The 16,372-nt window shown below is 67.1% G+C and carries 15 protein-coding genes; 6 read left to right on the top strand and 9 right to left on the bottom strand.

Translation table 11 applies throughout. From position 1 onward, the window contains the following. Nucleotides 1-28 precede the first annotated feature (28 nt). Both ACK4S9_RS08330 and ACK4S9_RS08325 read right to left on the bottom strand, forming a co-directional pair. Nucleotides 29-1,621: an AbgT family transporter gene (locus tag ACK4S9_RS08330; RefSeq protein WP_409724040.1), complete on the bottom strand. Its 1,593-nt coding sequence runs from the start codon at nucleotides 1,619-1,621 to the stop codon at nucleotides 29-31. 47 nt (nucleotides 1,622-1,668) lie between these two features. Then, nucleotides 1,669-2,208, bottom strand: a complete 540-nt coding sequence (locus ACK4S9_RS08325; RefSeq protein ID WP_409724037.1) for a hypothetical protein — start codon at nucleotides 2,206-2,208, stop codon at nucleotides 1,669-1,671. 163 nt (nucleotides 2,209-2,371) lie between these two features. On the opposite strand from ACK4S9_RS08325, the gene ACK4S9_RS08320 reads away from it, so the two are divergent. Together ACK4S9_RS08320 and ACK4S9_RS08315 are read left to right on the top strand one after the other, a co-directional pair. Then, nucleotides 2,372-2,743, top strand: coding sequence for a VOC family protein (locus ACK4S9_RS08320; RefSeq protein WP_409724034.1), 372 nt, complete (start codon nucleotides 2,372-2,374; stop codon nucleotides 2,741-2,743). A gap of 106 nt (nucleotides 2,744-2,849) precedes the next feature. Next, nucleotides 2,850-3,299, top strand: coding sequence for a nuclear transport factor 2 family protein (locus tag ACK4S9_RS08315; protein WP_409724031.1), 450 nt, complete (start codon nucleotides 2,850-2,852; stop codon nucleotides 3,297-3,299). Between the two features lie 42 nt (nucleotides 3,300-3,341). On the opposite strand, the gene ACK4S9_RS08310 is transcribed toward ACK4S9_RS08315, so the two are convergent. The 3 genes from ACK4S9_RS08310 to ACK4S9_RS08300 all read right to left on the bottom strand — a co-directional run bounded on the left by ACK4S9_RS08310 (nucleotide 3,342) and on the right by ACK4S9_RS08300 (nucleotide 7,614). Beyond that, the gene (locus ACK4S9_RS08310) at nucleotides 3,342-5,417 is read right to left on the bottom strand and encodes a M13 family metallopeptidase (RefSeq protein ID WP_409724028.1); all 2,076 of its coding nucleotides are present in this window, start codon (nucleotides 5,415-5,417) and stop codon (nucleotides 3,342-3,344) included. Between the two features lie 130 nt (nucleotides 5,418-5,547). After that, nucleotides 5,548-6,684, bottom strand: coding sequence for a branched-chain amino acid ABC transporter substrate-binding protein (locus ACK4S9_RS08305; protein WP_409724025.1), 1,137 nt, complete (start codon nucleotides 6,682-6,684; stop codon nucleotides 5,548-5,550). Nucleotides 6,685-6,738: 54 nt separating this feature from the next. Beyond that, nucleotides 6,739-7,614: a class I SAM-dependent methyltransferase gene (locus ACK4S9_RS08300; protein ID WP_409724022.1), complete on the bottom strand. Its 876-nt coding sequence runs from the start codon at nucleotides 7,612-7,614 to the stop codon at nucleotides 6,739-6,741. A 321-nt stretch (nucleotides 7,615-7,935) separates the two neighbouring features. On the opposite strand from ACK4S9_RS08300, the gene ACK4S9_RS08295 reads away from it, so the two are divergent. Beyond that, nucleotides 7,936-8,442, top strand: coding sequence for a host attachment protein (locus ACK4S9_RS08295; protein ID WP_409724020.1), 507 nt, complete (start codon nucleotides 7,936-7,938; stop codon nucleotides 8,440-8,442). Between the two features lie 64 nt (nucleotides 8,443-8,506). Here ACK4S9_RS08295 and ACK4S9_RS08290 read toward each other — a convergent pair whose 3' ends face one another. Further along, nucleotides 8,507-9,832, bottom strand: coding sequence for a diguanylate cyclase (locus tag ACK4S9_RS08290; RefSeq protein ID WP_409724017.1), 1,326 nt, complete (start codon nucleotides 9,830-9,832; stop codon nucleotides 8,507-8,509). Nucleotides 9,833-10,239: 407 nt separating this feature from the next. Between ACK4S9_RS08290 and ACK4S9_RS08285 the strand changes: the two genes are divergently transcribed. Further along, complete coding sequence (locus ACK4S9_RS08285) at nucleotides 10,240-11,166, top strand: CAP domain-containing protein (RefSeq protein WP_409724014.1); 927 nt, start codon at nucleotides 10,240-10,242, stop codon at nucleotides 11,164-11,166. A 36-nt stretch (nucleotides 11,167-11,202) separates the two neighbouring features. Here the strand turns inward: ACK4S9_RS08285 and ACK4S9_RS08280 are convergent, their stop codons facing one another. Then, the gene (locus ACK4S9_RS08280) at nucleotides 11,203-11,643 is read right to left on the bottom strand and encodes a hypothetical protein (protein WP_409724012.1); all 441 of its coding nucleotides are present in this window, start codon (nucleotides 11,641-11,643) and stop codon (nucleotides 11,203-11,205) included. A 212-nt stretch (nucleotides 11,644-11,855) separates the two neighbouring features. Here ACK4S9_RS08280 and uvsE point away from each other — a divergent pair, with 212 nt between their 5' ends. Further along, entirely contained in the window at nucleotides 11,856-12,746 is an 891-nt protein-coding gene (uvsE, locus tag ACK4S9_RS08275; protein ID WP_409724010.1) for a UV DNA damage repair endonuclease UvsE, read from the top strand. On the opposite strand, the gene ACK4S9_RS08270 is transcribed toward uvsE, so the two are convergent. Both ACK4S9_RS08270 and epsC read right to left on the bottom strand, forming a co-directional pair. After that, on the bottom strand, nucleotides 12,743-13,438 hold the full coding sequence (locus ACK4S9_RS08270) for an alpha/beta fold hydrolase (protein ID WP_409724008.1): 696 nt from the start codon (nucleotides 13,436-13,438) through the stop codon (nucleotides 12,743-12,745). The genes uvsE and ACK4S9_RS08270 overlap by 4 nt on opposite strands. Nucleotides 13,439-13,493: 55 nt before the next feature. Next, nucleotides 13,494-14,411, bottom strand: a complete 918-nt coding sequence (gene epsC / locus ACK4S9_RS08265) for a serine O-acetyltransferase EpsC (RefSeq protein ID WP_409724006.1) — start codon at nucleotides 14,409-14,411, stop codon at nucleotides 13,494-13,496. A 247-nt stretch (nucleotides 14,412-14,658) separates the two neighbouring features. On the opposite strand from epsC, the gene ACK4S9_RS08260 reads away from it, so the two are divergent. Continuing rightward, nucleotides 14,659-16,372, top strand: a 1,714-nt coding sequence (locus ACK4S9_RS08260; RefSeq protein WP_409724004.1) for a methyl-accepting chemotaxis protein, incomplete at its 3' end; no start/stop codon positions are given.

Below are 16,372 nucleotides of genomic sequence, written 5' to 3'. Positions count from 1 at the left end.
CATGTTGTAACGATTAACGGTGTCGCCTTCAGTTTGCCGCCGGGTAGGTGTAGGTCGAGCCGACGCCCAGTGGAATGTCCAGCGCCCAGAAGCCGAGCAGGAAGGCGGTCCAGCATACCAGCATCGCCACCGAGTACGGCAGCATCAGCGCGATCAGCGTGCCGATACCGGTCGACTGCACGTATTTTCGGCAGAACACGATGATCAATGGGAAGTAAGGCAGCAGCGGCGTGATGATGTTGGTCGAGGAGTCGCCGACGCGGTAGGCGGCCTGGGTGAAGTCCGGCGAGACGCCGAGTTCCATCAGCATCGGCACCATGACCGAGCCGATCAGCGCCCACTTGGCGGAAGCCGAGCCGACGAACAGGTTCACGGTCGCCGTCAGGAAGACGATGCCGGCCAGGGTGACGCCCATCGGGAAGGCCATCTCCTTGAGCCACAGCGCACCCTTGATCGCCAGCAGCGCGCCCAGGTTCGACTGTCCGAAGGCGAAGATGAACTGGGCGCAGAAGAAGGCCATGACCACGTAGTAGCCCATGCCGCTCATCGCATGGCTCATCCCCTTGACGATGTCGCGGTGGTTCTTGGCGGTGCCGGCGACGTAGCCGTACACCACGCCCGGGATCAGGAAGAAGATGAAGATCAGCGGGACGATCGACTGCATCAGGGGCGCCGAGGCTTGCGTGATCTCGCGCGTGTCGGGCGCGCGCCAGGCCGAGCCTTCCGGCACGATCGACCACACCAGCAGCGCCAGGCTGGCGACCATCGCGATGCCGGCCCAGCGCAGGCCCTTGCGCTCCTGGGGCTGCAGCTCATCCACCTTGGGCAGATCGGCCGGGTCGGCGTCGACGACGGCGGTTTTCTTCAGGCGCGGCTCGATGACTTTATCGGTCAGGAACCAACCGACGACAACGACCAGGAACAGCGACGCCGTCGTGAAGTAATAGTTGTTCAGGGGGTTGATGACAATCGAGGCGGCGGCCGGATCGGACGAGAGCCGCGCGGCCACCTGGGTCAGGCCGGCCAGCAGCGGATCGAGGCTGGAAGGCAGGAAGAAGGTGGCCGAGAAGCCGCCCGACACGCCGAAGAAGGCGGCCGAGATGCCGGCCAGCGGATGGCGCCCCGCGGCATAGAAGATGACGGCCCCCAGCGGGATCACCAGCACGTAGCCGGCATCCACGGCGACATGGCTCAGCACGCCGACGGCGACCAGCACCGGCGTGAGCAGGCGCAGCGGCGTGACGGACAGGATCTTGCGCAGGCCGGCGTTGATGAAGCCGGTGTATTCCGCCACGCCCAGGCCCAGCATCGCCACCAGCACCACGCCCAGCGGCGGGAAGGTGACGAAGGTGTTGACCATGCGCGACGTGAAGTCGGTCAGGGCGGTCGGCGCCAGCAGGTTCTTGACCTGGATCGCCTGGCCGGAGCGCGGATCGATCTCGGTGAACACCATGCCCGACATGGCCCAGGAGGTGAGCCAGACCACGGCCAGCAGGAGGGCGAACAGGATCGCCGGATCGGGCAGCTTGTTGCCCACCTTTTCGATCAGGTTCAGGATGCGGTTCAGTGCGCCGGTGTTCGCGGCAGGTGCTTGCGGTTGCTTCAGCGATTGTTCAGCCATTGCTTACCCTAGTGTTCAGGTGACGAAGGTGGTGGTCGAAAAAAAAATCAGCCGGCGACGCGCTTGAGGACGAACTCCGCGCGCGGCTTGTCATGCCGGTCCAGGCGATAGGTCAGCACGCTGCCATCCTGGCTCAGGCTGACGGTCCAGACATTGGTCTCGGCGCCGGGAACGAGCTTGGCTGTGTACGCGTCGGCCAGGAAGGACTGGGAGCGCGCCGTGCCGCCCTCCTTCGCCATGCCGCCGTACATGGTCACCGCATCGGGCGTGCCGTCCGGGTGGCGATGATCGTGGCGCAGTTCCAGCCCCGCCGCGTTGCGGGTGAAGATCCAGGTGCGCGAGCGGTCCGCGCCGACTTGCACCGGCATCCGCACGGCGTCCGCCTTGCAGACGACCTCGGTCGAGATGGGCTTGTTGGCGAATTCGCTGTTGGGATCGATCGCATACGACAGCGCGCCTTCGAAGCGCTGGCCGCACATGCCCTGCAGCGTGGTCATGAAGCCGTCGCGGGCGTCAAGGGACGGCGGCGTGGGGGCGCAGCCGGCGAGCACGCAGGCGGCGGCGAGAGCGGGAAGCAGATAGGTCATTGGTAGCCTGTTGCCTGTTGGACAAACTGTGAGAGTAGCACAGCAGTCCGGCGGCTTGGCCGGAAAAAAGCGCTGGCGCGCCGCCCGTCATTACGCGCCGGCGCAACACCGGGCTCCGGCCGATGCGATAATGCTGCATCGCCCAAGCACTGCGGAGAACCCCATGCCCCATATCGCCGGAATCGACCACGTCCAGGTCGCCACGCCCCCGGGCGCCGACGAGGCCGCCCGCGCCTTCTACGGCGGCGTGCTGGGCCTGGCCGAGATTCCCAAGCCGGCGCCGCTGAACGCGTCCGGCGGCCTGTGGTTCCAGACCGGCGCCGGCCAACTGCACATCGGCGGCCAGGCCGGCTTCGTGCCCGCCAAAAAAGCGCATCCGGCCTTCGTCATCGAAGACTTCGAGGATTACTGCGCGCTGCTGCGCGCACGCGGCGTGGCGGTGCGCGAAGAAGTGCAGGTTGACGGCCGGCGCCGCGCCGGCATCGAGGACCCGTTCGGCAACCGGATCGAGCTGATCGAGGCCCCCCGTTCCTGAGGCATACGGGCGCGGCCGCGCCCCGACAAGCTCCTTGCACATCCGGTTTGCTGGTACATACTGAAATTCCCCCTTTGATTCCACCCTTTACCGACCGGAGGCAATCATGCTGGAGCAGCAGAATGTCAAGGCAGTCCAGGAGTGCTATGCCGCGTATGGACGCAAGGATCTCGACAAGTTCTTCGCTTGCATGACACCCGACATCGACTGGGAACTGACGGACGTGCCGGGCCTGGCCTTCACCGGCAAACGCAAGGGATGCGAGCAGGTCGCCGACTATTTCGATCAGTTCGACAAGAAGCTCGCGGTACGGGAATTCGCTCCCAGAGAATACATCGCGCAGGGCGACAAGGTGGTCGTCCTCGGGCACAGCGCATGGACGGCGAAGGAAACGAACGTGCACATCGAGAGCGACTGGGTGCACGTGTTCACCCTCGTGGACGGCCGGGTGTCGGCCTTCCGCGAATACCTCGGCTCCCACCTGGGCGCCGAGTGCCTCGAATGCGCGCCGCTGGCGGCGGGAACGGCGGCCGGAACCCATCCGGCGCCGCACTGACGCACGGGCGCAGGAAGCGGCCTTCCCGCGCCTTTTACAGCATTACCAGAAGATCACGCGATCCTTCGGGTCCAGGTACATCTTGTCGCCCGGCTTGACGTCGAAGGCTTCGTAGAAGCCCGGGTGGTTGCGCAGGCTGCCGTTGACGCGGAATTCCGACGGCGAGTGCGGGTCGGACTTGACCTGCGAGATCAGCGCCGCGTCGCGCGCCTTGCCCTTGCGTGCCTGCGACAGGCCCATGAACAGGCGCTGCTCGGCGGTGAAGCCGTCGATCACCGGACCGGTCTTGCCCTTCAGGTAGATCTGGTAGGCGCGGCTGGCCATGATCAGGCCGGCGTTGTCGGCGATGTTTTCGCCCAGGGTCAGCTCGCCGTTCAGGTGGTAGCCCGGCAGCGGGCTGTACTTGGCGTATTGCTCCACCAGCACCTTGCCGCGCGCCGCGAACTGCTTCGCGTCTTCTTCGGTCCACCAGTTGCGCAGGTTGCCGTCGCCATCGTACTGCGAACCCTTGTCATCAAAAGCGTGGCTGATCTCGTGGCCGATCGAGATGCCGACCGAGCCGTAGTTGACCGCCGGCTCGGCGTTGGCGTCGTACAGCGGATACTGCAGGCGCGCCGCCGGGAACACGACCTCGTTCAGGGTCGGGCTGTAATAGGCGTTGACGGTCTGCGGCGACATGCTCCAGGCGCTGCGGTCCACCGGTTTGCCGAGGCGATTGGTCATGTACGCATGGCCGAACTCGCGCGAGCGCATCACGTTGCCGACCAGGTCGCCGCGCACGATGTTCAGCTTGCTGTAATCGCGCCATTTGTCCGGATAACCGATCTTGACGTTGATCTTGGAGAGCTTGATCTGCGCCTGCTTCTTGGTTTCCGGCGACATCCACTCGAGCTGCTCGATGCCTTCGCCGAAGGCGGTGATGAAGTTCTTCGCCATGTCCAGCACCTGCTGCTTGCGCTCGGCCGGGAAATGCTGGGCCACGTAGGCCTTGCCCACCACTTCGCTCAGGTTGCGGTTGATCTCGGCAATGGCCAGCTTCTCGACCGGACGGTTGACGGTAGCGCCGCCCAGCACCGTGCCGCGGAAGGCAAAGCTCTCGTCCACGAAGGGCTTCGACAGATAGGGCGCGTAGGCGCTCAACAGGCGGAATTCGAAGTAAGGCTGCCAGGTGTCCATCGGGGTGGCGGCGATCAGCTTGTCCAGCGCAGCCAGGTAGCTCGGCTGGCTGACGATCACGTTGTCGGCCTTGCCGGCCACGCCCACGCCCTTGAAGTAGACGTCCCAGTCGATGCCGGGCGCCAGCTTGCGCAGCTCGGCCATGCTCATCTTGTTGTAGCGTTTGACCGGATCGCGGTTCTCGACCGCGCTCCACTGCGCGCGTGCGATCTCGGTTTCCAGCGCGACGATGCGGGCCGCCTTGGCCTCGGCATCCTGGTGGCCGGCCAGCGCCAGCATCCTGGCGACGTGTTGCTGGTACTTGCCGCGGGTGTCCTTCAGGCGCGCCTCGTCCTGCAGGTAGTAGTCGCGGCTGGGCATGCCCAGGCCGGATTGCGAGATGCCGACGATGTAGCGGGTCGAATCCCGGTTGTCCTGGCCGACGCCCATGCCGAAGGGCGCGCTGGCGCCGATGCGCTCGAAGCGCGCCATCAGCTCGGCCATGCCGCGCTTGTCCTTCAGCGCCTTGATACGGGCCAGTTCCGCCTTGAGCGGCGCCAGGCCGAGTTCGTTGCGGCGCGCCTCGTCCACGTAGCTGGTGTAGAAGTCGCCCATCTTCTGGGCTTCCGAGCCGGCCTTGGCGTTCTTCTGGCTTGCTGCTGCGCCGATGATGGCGCTGACCTGCTGCTCGACGCGCTCCTGGGCGATGCTGAAGGCGCTCCAGCTGGAACGGTCCGACGGGATGGCGACGTCCTTCAGCCATTTGCCCTGGGTGTAGCGGAAGAAATCGTCCTGTGCGCGCACGCCGGTGTCCATCGCGGCGACGTCGATGCCGGATACGGCGGCGGCCGCCGCGGCCGATGGCGCCACGGTGTTGGACGTGGCCGCCGCCTCATGCGCGCCGGCGTAGGACGCCACTGCAAACAGGCCCGCAATCAAGGTGCTGCACAGGCTTGGTTTCATCTCTCTCTCCAGAATTGTTGGTGTTGGGAACCGAACGATCCTAATCGAACTGGAGGAGCAATGCCAAGGCCATTTTTGTATGCATGTTGTTTCAAAAAGCCCGTCAATACAGGCCTCCCGGCCCGCCGGCTTACTTCCCGCGCACCACCTGCAGCTTGACCTTCTTGCCCTGGCGATAGGTGTACAGGGTCATCGCGGCATCGCGCAAGTCGCCTTTCGCATCGAAGGCGATGCTGCCGGTGACGCCTTCGTGCCGGATGGCTGCCAGCGCCGGCAGGAAGCGTGCGGGTTCGGTCGACTGGGCCTTCTGCATCGCGGCCGCGAACACCATCACCGCATCGTAGGCATAGGGCGCATAGGTTTCGACCGGGCTGCCGAAGCGCTGCCGGTAGCGCTCGGTAAAGGCATTGAAGCGGGCTTCCTGGGCTCCGGTGACGCCGCCCGCGACCGCGCAGAACACCTTGTCGTCGCCCAGCGCGTCGCCGGCCAGCAGCGGCAGCTTTTCCGAGCAGACGCCGTCGCCGGACACGAATCTTGCCTGCAGGCCGAGCGTCTTCATCTGCTTGAGCATGGGACCGGCCACCGCGTCCATGCCGCCGTAAAAGACCACGTCCGGGCGCTGGGCGCGGATCTGGGTCAGGATGGCGCTGAAGTCGGTTGCCTTGTCGTGGGTGAACTGGCGGCTGACGATGGCGGCGCCGCCGCTGCTGCGCACTGCGCGCGCGAACTGGTCCGCCAGGCCCTGGCCGAAGGCGGTGCGGTCGTCGATCACGGCGATTCTTTTCGCCTTGAGCGTGCCGAGCGCATGGCGCGCCAGCGTGCGCCCGATCAGATTGTCGTTGGCCACCACCCGAAAGGCGGTCTTGTAGCCCTGGTTCGTGTACACCGGCGTGGTGGCGGCCGGCGAGATCTGCGGGATGCCGGCGCCGGCATAGATCTTCGAGGCCGGCACCGTCGGCCCCGAATTCAGGTGCCCGACGACCGCCGCCACGCGCGCGTCGACCAGCTTCTGGGCCACCGCGGTGCCGGTCTTGGGGTCGCTGGCATCGTCCTCCGCCTGCAGCACCCACTTGATCTTCCTGCCGCCGATCGCGATGCCTTTCGCGTTCAGCTCGTCGATCGCCATGCGGGCGCCGTTCTCGATGTCCTTGCCCTGGTGGGCGCCGGGGCCCGACAGCGGCGAGGCGGTGCCGATCCTGACTTCGGTCTGGGCGCTGGCCGGGACGGCGGCGAGCAGGAGGGAGAACAAGACGGCGGCGGAACGCATGGCACCCTTTCTCGACTGGATGCCGCCGATTGTAACGCCGTGCCGGCCTGCCACTCAATGAAGCACGTCCGGAGTGCGCTTGATGATGACCGCTTCGAGGTACTCGGCCGGGATCACCAGCGAGTTGTCGCCCGCGATGTTGGCGCGCTCGAACAGGGCCAGCATCTCCCGCTCCATGGCCTGCCCGGCGCCCGGGTCGAGCGCGGCGAAGGCCTTGTGCACCGGTCCGTAGAAGTCGCGGAACACCTGGAGCATGTGCTCGGGCGAGGCGTAGCGGAAGTTGAAGATCCTGGGCTGGGCGCGGATGCTGGCGGCACCCATGCCGAACAGCTGGCGCAGGTAGTCTTCCCTGCCCCACATCGCGGGCGACACCAGGCCGCTTGGCGGCGGCACGAAGCGGCCGACCGTCTTGAACAGCTGGCCGATGAAGCCTTCCGGCGTCCAGTTGGCGATGCCGATGCGCCCGCCGCCGCGCACCACCCGCATCATTTCGCCGGCGCAGCGTGCATGGTCGGGAGCGAACATCACCCCGAAGGTCGAGAGCGCCACGTCGAAGCTGCCGTCGTAGAAGGGCAGCGCCTCGGCATCCGCTTCGCGGAACTCGATGCTCAAGCCTTCGGCGGCGGCGCGGGCGCGGCCCTTGTCGAGCAGGGCCGGCACGTAGTCGGTGGAGGTCACGCGCGCAAAGCGGCGGGCGGCGGCGAGCGTGGCATTGCCGTTGCCGGCCGCGATGTCGATCACGCGCTCGCCGGCACGCACGTCGGCGGCTTCGGCCAGCGACTCGCCGACGATCTGCAGGGTCACGCCGATGATGGCGAAGTCGCCGCTCGCCCACGTGGCCTGCTGGCGCTGCTTGATGGCGGCATAGTCGGGGACGGTGGCCTCGGGCGGCTGGCGCGGCGAGGGGGTGGAAGTGCTGGGTTGGGTCATGGTGGTCTCCTGAGAAATGCCCGGCAGCGGGTGCATGGTTGGACAGGGAGGGAGACGGGAAGATTCGGCAAGCGCTGGCCGGTGGCTTCAGCTTAGTCCAGCGCCGGCGGAAATCCAGCCTGGCTTTTTCCCTTGCTCATGCGTGCGCACGGCAGGGCCGCGTCGGTGCGCCGGGGTTCCGGAAGCGGCGATATACTGGGTTCATAGCCTGATCGACATGCACGGGAGTGCATGCCGATTGCCGCGCCATACCTTGTTTCCAGGCGCCATTATTGGCTGCCTGAGGACGATACTAACGATTCACTACTGACAGGGGGTAGCATGCCAACAACCTGGATTCTTTCGGCCAATAATGGCCGCGCGAGGTTCTTCGCCGAGTCCGCTCCGTCCGAACCGTTGCAGGAAATCGAAGACATGGTCAACTCCGCGGCGCAGTTGCGCACGATGGATACCGAGACCGACCGGCTCAGCCCGAGATCCGCCGGGGACAGCCGCCACAGCATCGGTGGGCACCAGCCGGCCGGCTTCCAGCACAACGCCAAGGCGGGAGCGCCGACCAGCATGTATCAGCCGGCCGTGACGCCGGACCAGCATGCGAACGAACTGTTTGCCAAGGACGTGTCGGAATTCCTGCTGAAAGCCCAGCAGGAGGGGCGCTACCAGCAGCTGGTCATCGCGGCCTCGCCCGAGTTCCTGGGCACCCTGCGCCAGAACCTCGATCCGCAGATCCAGAAGCTGGTCAAGGCCGAATTCAACAAGGACTATACGCACTCGAACGCACAACAGCTGCGCGAGCAGCTCCAGGCCCAGCAGGCCAAGTCCGAATAAAGCGCACGCTTCACGGCCAGGCGCCAGCCCGTGCGGCTGGCGCTTTTTTTTCGCCGGCTGCGCTTCACGCGCACTGCAGGCCGGCTTCCTCCGCGCAGATCCGGTTGCGCCCGCCCTGCTTGGCCACGTACAGCATGGCGTCGGCGCGCAGGAACAGTTCGTTCTCGCTGCGGCACTCGGGATAGGCCGCCACCCCGCCGCTGAAGGAAAAATGGCGCAGCTCGCCGGGCCCCACCTCGAAGGGAATCGCACAGAAGGCCTGGCGCATGGCGTCGAGCCGGCGCCTGCCGTCTTCCCGGTTGCAGTCCCAGAACACCACGACGAATTCTTCGCCGCCGAAGCGGCTGAGCAGGTCCGATTCGCCCAGCTGGGGCGCCAGGGTCAGGGACAGGCGCTTGATCACGATGTCGCCGAAATGGTGCCCCCAGGTATCGTTGATGGTCTTGAACTTGTCGATGTCGATGACGCCGAAGGCCAGCTCACGCCCCTCCTGGGCGGCACGCCGGACCAGGGCCTGCGCCTTCTTCTGCAAGCCGACCTTGTTGAGCAGGCCGGTGGCGCGGTCCTTCCCGATCAGGTCCTTGTTGATGCGGATCTTGTCGCTGCGGTTCACCAGCTGGGCTTCCAGCAGCCCCGGCTCGCCGGTCGCCAGCACGGCGTCGAAGCCGTCGGCCAGCGCGCGCCGGGCCAGTGCCGGATCCGGACGGCATTGAAGCAGGGCGATCTCGCGCACCGGGTCGGCCTCGATGTTCCTTTGCAGCACCCGCACGATGGCGTCGGTGCGCAGGTATTCGCCATCGGTCACCAGCACCAGGTCGGGCTGCAGCTCCTTGACGCGCAGGTGCAGGGTCTGCGCTTCCGGATGGCGGATCACCTCGACGCTGCGTTGCGCTAGCTGCGCCTCGTCCAGCCCCGGCACCTCGCCCAGCACCACCATGCGCACCAGGTCGCCGCGCTTCTTCTGCACGAACAGGTTGAACAGCTTGTCGACGAACACGTCGTTGGGAATCGGCTTCTCGGCATAGGCCAGACAGTTGCTGTCGACCAGGCGCTGCTGCAGCAGGAAACGGCTGCCCTGGCGTGCGCTCTGCAGGTAGACGTAGCGGCGGTCGGCGGGCAGGCGCTGCAGCAACTCCCCCAGCATCAGGGTACGGCGCCCCTCCGGCATGTCGGCCTGCATGTTGTGCAGGGCGTCGAGGTCGATCACGTACAGATTGTCGCCGCCGTCCCCGGCCACCGCCTCCACGAAGCGCGACACGTCGTCGAAGAACAGGATGTCGAAGTCGTACTTATGGGCGTGGAGGAGCAGCTCGGCCCGGTGGTCCTTGATGAAGAAACTCTGCGACAAGAGCAGGACGTGATTCCTGTACAACGGCATGGCGTGCGTCATGGTGCCTCGACTTCCTTGCTGGATGCGGTGCTGGCTGCGCGATTCCTGGTGTTGTGTTTATTGCAGGAATCTAATTGTGTTCCGGTATGCGGCAAAAGGCAAACACTTCGGTGGGAAGTGCAACAAGTATCCTGAAAATTTATCTTTGGAAATTCAGCTTAACAGTCGGTGATGACGGGCGCATGAACTTTTGATACCGTAGTCAAGCATGGCACACGGTTTGTTACAGCACGGCGCTTTGCGGGGGCCGGCGGCACTGCTATAGTGGGTGCATCGGACAGATGCGTCACGCCTTCTTTCCGGCTTCGAGAACGCTGACCTGTGGTCGGCGTTTTTGCATTCGGGCCGGCTTGATTTACTGTCAATTGCCTATCGCATGGCCGCGGCTTGCGCGGCTGGGGTTGATCTTGCCAACGACTTTCCTGACTCTGCCATTCCTTGCGCGCCGGCCTGCCCATGCTGCCGGCTCCCTGGCACTGCCGCTGCTGCTTGCCCTGGCCGCCTGCCCGGGCATGGCGTCGGCAAGGCCGGCACCGGCCTATGGCGCCGAACCCTTGACCACCCTGGTCAATGACTACCGCATCGCCCCCGGCAGCTGTCGGGGACGCGCCGCCGCGCCGGTTGCGCCCCTGACGGCCCACCCGGCGCTGTCGCAGGTGCGCATCGGCGCCGGAACCTTCATCGAGCTCGCGCTCCAGCAGGCCGGGTATGCCGCCGAGCGCGCCGTATCGGTCAGCGTCAACGGTCCGCACACGCCGGCGGACGCGATGGCGGTGCTGCAGGAAAAATACTGCAGCACCCTGCTCGACACCCATTTCTCGGCCGTGGGCAGCTACCGCGAAGGGAACGAATGGACGCTGATCCTGGCCCGTCCAGCGCCGCCGCTGCCTTCCGAAACCTTTCCGGACTGGCTTGAGGCCGGCAGGGCCATCCTGGCCGGCGTGAATGCGGCCCGTGCCAGTGCCCGGTCCTGCGGCACCCGGCAGTTCCCGGCGGCCCCGCCCGTGACCTGGAACCCGCAACTGGGCGAAGCCGCGCTATACCATAGCCGCGACATGGCGGCGCGGCGCTATTTCGGGCACAAGGCCAAGGACGGCAGCATGCCGGCCGACCGCGCGACGCGCGCCGGCTATACCTGGCAACGGGTCGGCGAGAACATCGCCTTCGGCCAGAGCACGCCCGACGAAGCCGTGGCCGGCTGGCTCGACAGCCCGGGGCACTGCGCCAACATCATGAACCCGGGCTTCACCGAAATGGGCGCGGCCTATGGCGTCGCTGCGGAAAAACGCAGCGGCATCGTCTACTGGACCCAGGTGTTCGGCCACCCACGTTAAGCAGCGCTCTACCGCTCTGAAGCTGGCGTGCAGGCGTCAGGCGGTCGAGGCGCCGCCGCCTCCGCCCTGCTTGCCCGGGTTGGGCGTGGCGCCGCTGCTCGGATCACCGCCGGCGACCGAGGTGCCGTGGCCGGACGAGGTACCGGTGCCGGTACGGGTGTCGCCGGCCGAGGCGGCTTCGCCCATCGCATTGCCGCCCGCTCCCGAGGCGCCGGCCGCGGGGCTGCCGCCACCGCCGAGCGAGCCGCCGGCGGCGCCGGGCGCACCTTCCGCTCCTGCCTGGCGGCGCATGCCTTCCCCGCCCGGCCCCCGGTTGCCGGACTGCGCCGCCGCTGCCGAGGCATCGGTGCCGCCGGCCGCGCCGACGACCTCCGACCCGGTCGGCCGGGGCGGCGCATTCACCGGCCGGGCGCCGCCTTCCGCCAGCGTGTCGCTACGTGTTGCCGGGTTCTGCTGATTGCGTTCCTGTTCGCTCATGGAGTCCTCCTGTCGAGTATGGGTGCCGATGTGCGGGCAAGCGCTTGGCCGACCGCCAGTCGACACATTCTGCCCAAGTTCCCGACTCCGGGGCGTCCGCCAGCCTGTCCCTCGGCTGTCCCGCAAACCTGTCGGAAAAAAACCTAAGCGAACGCGCCGGGAAACCTGATTTGGATAGACTGGGGCGAGCCATCACCACACCCCGGGACACCATGCAACCGAACCTCGGCCTCGTCTGCATCACCGCATCGAAAGACGTCCGCTACCGCACGGTCACGCGCAAGCGCCTGCTCGAGCACAGCCTGGACGCCCAGCGCAAGCTGCTCGAAGACCTGTACCGCGACAACATCCAGACCCTGGACAAGGCCTTGCGCTACTGCGAGGCCGAGGGCATCCGCCTGTACCGCATGCCCTCCTCGATCTTCCCCTTTGCCGACGAGGACATCGGACGCGAGGTGCTGGCGCCCTTTGCCACGACCCTGGGCCGTTCGGGCCGCAGGGCCGGCGAGCGCGGCATCCGGCTGGTGATGCACCCGGACCAGTTCGTGGTGCTCAGTTCCGATTCGGAAGGCGTGGTGGCGAACAGCATCAAGATCCTGCAGATGCATGCCGACATCATGGACCTCCTGGCGCAGCCGCGCTCGCCATGGGCCCTGCTCGAGATCCATGGCGGCAAGGGCAATCGCGCCGACGCGCTGGTCGAGCGCATCGCCATGCTGCCGGATGCGATCCGCTGCCGCCTGGGCCTGGAGAATGATGAATACGCCTATGGCGCGGAGGAAATCCACGAAATCTGCATGCGCGCCGGCGTGCCGATGGTCTTCGACGCCCACCACCACGTGGTGCACGACAATCTTGCCAGCTACGAAGACCCCAGCGTGGGCGCCATGCTGCGCAAGGCGCGCGAAACCTGGCCCGATCCCGCACACCAGCTGGTGCACATTTCGAACGGGCGCGAAGGCTTCAACGACCGCCAGCACTCGGACCTGATCGCGGTGATGCCCTCGTCCTACCTGGCCGCTCCCTACATCGAGATCGAGGCCAAGCTCAAGGAAGAAGCGATCCGCGGCCTGCGCGCCTGGTCGGCCTCCGCGGCGACCTAGGCAGCCGTCACTTTCTGCAGCCAGGGCAGGACGATGGCCAGCAGCGCCTGCGGCGCCTCGATCGGCAGCATGTGGCCGCTGTCCTCGATGAGGGCGAATTCGGATCCGGGAATCCCGGCATGCATTTCCTCGGATTCCTCGCGCGAACGCAGCCGGTCCTGCCCCGCCGCAATGATCAAGGTCGGGCAACGGATATCACTCAGGCGCTCGCGGTCGCTGCTGCGCACGATCGCCGACTGGCGCCGGAACACCTCGCCGCCCAGGCGCACGCCCATCGCGCGCACCCGTTCGATCAGGGCCTCGTTGGCGGCCTGTTTCGGATGCAGCGAGGTGGCGATCGCGGTCTTGCTCAGGCCCGAGAAGGATACCGAGGCGGCCGCCTTGCCGACCGTGCCGCGGCTCTGCCGCAGCGCGGGCGTGTCGGCGCGGGTGGAGGTGGCGAGCAGGACCAGCGCGCACACCCGCTCGGGCGCCAGGCGCGCGATCTCGCGGGCGACATAGCCGCCCATCGAGAAGCCGACCAGGATGAAGCTGGACGGGGCGCCGGCGAGCACGCGGGCGGCCATGGCTTCGATGGAGGTATCGTGGCGCAGGTCGGCGTGCACGAGCGGCCCGAACTTCCCGAGCGGCCCCGCCACGTCGTCCCAGAGCGTTTCGTCGGCCATGTAGCCGGGTACGAGCAGGATGGACATTGCGCCATGATAGCAAAGGCAGGCGGTCCCACCCGTCTGGCGCCTTGCCTGCCTTTCAGGTATTGCGCGACTGCGCCTGCGACACGTTGCTGCCCGGCGGGACGCTGTGCGTCAGCCAGACGTTGCCGCCAATGGTCGAGCCGGCGCCCACCGTGATGCGTCCCAGCACCGTGGCCCCGGCGTAGATCACCACGTCGTCCTCCACGATCGGGTGGCGCGGCGCACCCTTGACCAGGGCGCCGCTGTCGTCCACCGGGAAGCGCTTGGCGCCCAGGGTCACCGCCTGGTACAGGCGCACCCGCTCGCCGATGATGGCGGTTTCGCCGATGACCACGCCGGTGCCATGGTCGATGAAGAAGCTGCCGCCGATGCGCGCCGCCGGGTGGATGTCGATGCCGGTCAGCGAATGGCCGATGTCGGCCGCCAGGCGCGCCAGGAAGGGCACGCCGAGGCGGTGCAGGCAGTGCGCCAGCCGGTGGTAGAGGATGGCGATGGTGCCGGGATAGCACAGCATGATCTCGGCCACCGAACTGGCGGCCGGGTCGCCGGCCAGCGCGGCCTGCACGTCGGACACCAGCAGCGCGCGAATGCCTGGCAGGCTGGCGGCGAATTCGCGCGTGATCGCCTGCGCGCGCTCCGACAGCAGGGCCTCGTCGGCTTCCTCGAACTGGGGAGTAAAGCGCAGGGCGCGCCGCACCTGCCCCACCAGCCGGTCGAGCGTGACGTTGAGCGTGTCGCCGACGAAGTAGTCGATGCTCTCGTCGTTCAGGTCCGGCCGTCCGTAATGGGTCGGGAACAGCGCCGCCGAGACGCCGCCCACCACCTGGGTGAGCACTTCGCGCGAGGGCAGCTCGCGCACGCGGCCCTGGTGGCGGATGTTGTGGGTGGATTCGCGCGAGGTGCGCAGCGCGTCGATGATGGGGCCCAGGTGCCACTGCACGGAGCCGGATGGGGTCGGGAATTCGCTGTTCATGTGCCGAGCCTACCCGCTTTGCCGGCCTTGGAGAACGATTTAAATCACAGTTCGATATGCCGAAACCGATATGAAACATTGGCCGCGCATACCTTGATCGACTTCATTACTTCTAGTCCATCTTTTGCCTTAAGTTAATGGATTGCGTCCCTGGTACCAGGGCGCGCTTCACCGACGTGCCGCCGGCCGCCCCATTTTCGGGACGGGCCGCAGCGGCACGGAGCCCACCACCACTCCGGGAGACGCCGTGTCCAACGCCATGCCCAGTGTCCGCGCCCAGCTACGCCTCGTTTTTGCGTTCGTCATCGTCATTTCGACCCTCGCCACCGCGGTTGCCATCTGGCGCCTGCAGCTCATGTCCGAAGAAACCGAAGCGCTCACCCAACGCCCGCTGGCCAAGGAGCGCCTGGCCTCGCAATGGCTGCTCAATACCTCGGTGTCGGCCAAGCGCACCGCCGCGGTCGCCCGATCGAGCGATCCGGAACTGGCCCGGGCCTTCGCGGCCGAAAGCCTGGAGTCGAGCCAACGCACCAATGTCCTGCAGAACAAGATCGGCGAGCTGCTCGACACCCCGGAAGAACGGGCCCTGTTCGCGGCCATCGGCGAGGCGCGCGGACGCTACATCGCGACCCGCGACCGGGTCATGAAGCTCAAGGCCGACGGCCAGGCCCCTGATGCGATGGCGCAGTACGAACGCGAATTCGTGCCGGCCACCCAGCTCTACCTGGACAAGGTGACGGCGCTGCAGGCGCTGCAGCACAAGACCATCGACGGCATGGCGCGGGAGGTGCTGGAGGGAGCGGCCGCCAGTACCAGCATGCTGGTCATCCTGTGCCTGTCGAGCCTTGCCGGCAGCGTCGCGGCAGCCATGCTGTTCGCGCGCGCATTGTTCCGGCGCCTGGGCGGCGAACCGGCCGAGGCGGCGCGCGTGGCCGGCGAGATCGCCGCCGGCAAGCTCGACGTGCAGGTCGCGCTGCGGCCGGGCGACGCGTCCAGCCTGCTGCACGCCCTGCTGCGCATGCGCGACAGCCTGGCGCAGATCGTCGCCCAGGTGCGCGACGGCACCTCGACCATCGGCGCATCGGTCGATGCGATGGCGAGCGAAGCGCAGGAACTGTCGCGCCGTACCGAGAGCCAGGCGGCCGCGCTGGAACAGACCGCCTCGTCGATGAACGAATTGGCGCACGCGGTCCAGCACAGCGCCGCCAGCGCCGAGGAAGCGAACGGCCTCGCGGTGGCCGCCTCGACGGTCGCGCAGCAGGGCGGCGCCATGGTGGGCCAGTTGGTGGACACCATGGGGGCGATCAACGCCTCGTCGGCGCGCATCGTCGACATCATCGGTGTCATCGACGGCATCGCCTTCCAGACCAATATCCTGGCCCTGAACGCCGCGGTGGAAGCGGCGCGCGCCGGCGAACAGGGTCGCGGCTTCGCCGTGGTGGCCGGCGAGGTACGCAGCCTGGCCCAGCGCTCGGCGGCGGCGGCGAAGGAAATCAAGGAACTGATCGACGACTCCACGCTGCGCGTGTCGCAGGGCGCCGACCTGGCCGGCCGCGCCGGCGCGACCATGAGCGGCATCGTCGAGAGCATCGGCCGGGTGACCGCGATCATGGGCGAGATCGTCGATTCGAGCAAGGAACAGGCGAGCGGCATCCAGCAGGTGCACCGCGCGGTGTCCGACATGGACAGCGTCACCCAGCAGAACGCCACGCTGGTGGAGGAATCGGCGGCCGCGACCGAATCGATGAAGGAAGAGGCCGCGCGCCTGGCGCAGCTGGTCGCGCTGTTCAAGCTGGCCGACAAGCCGGCCCGCGCCAGGGCCGCGCCGCGCAAGGACGATGCGCCGCGCATCGCCACGCCCGCCGTCCCGCCCGCCAAGCCTGGCACCGCCCCGGCCCCTGCCGCCGGCACGAGGCCGGCCGCCCGCCCTGCGCGCTCCCCGCGCGCGCAACGCAAGGCCG

The organism is Massilia sp. (genome assembly GCF_046293535.1).
GTDB lineage: Bacteria > Pseudomonadota > Gammaproteobacteria > Burkholderiales > Burkholderiaceae_D > Telluria.
This window is presented reverse-complemented; position numbering and strand designations above follow the sequence as displayed.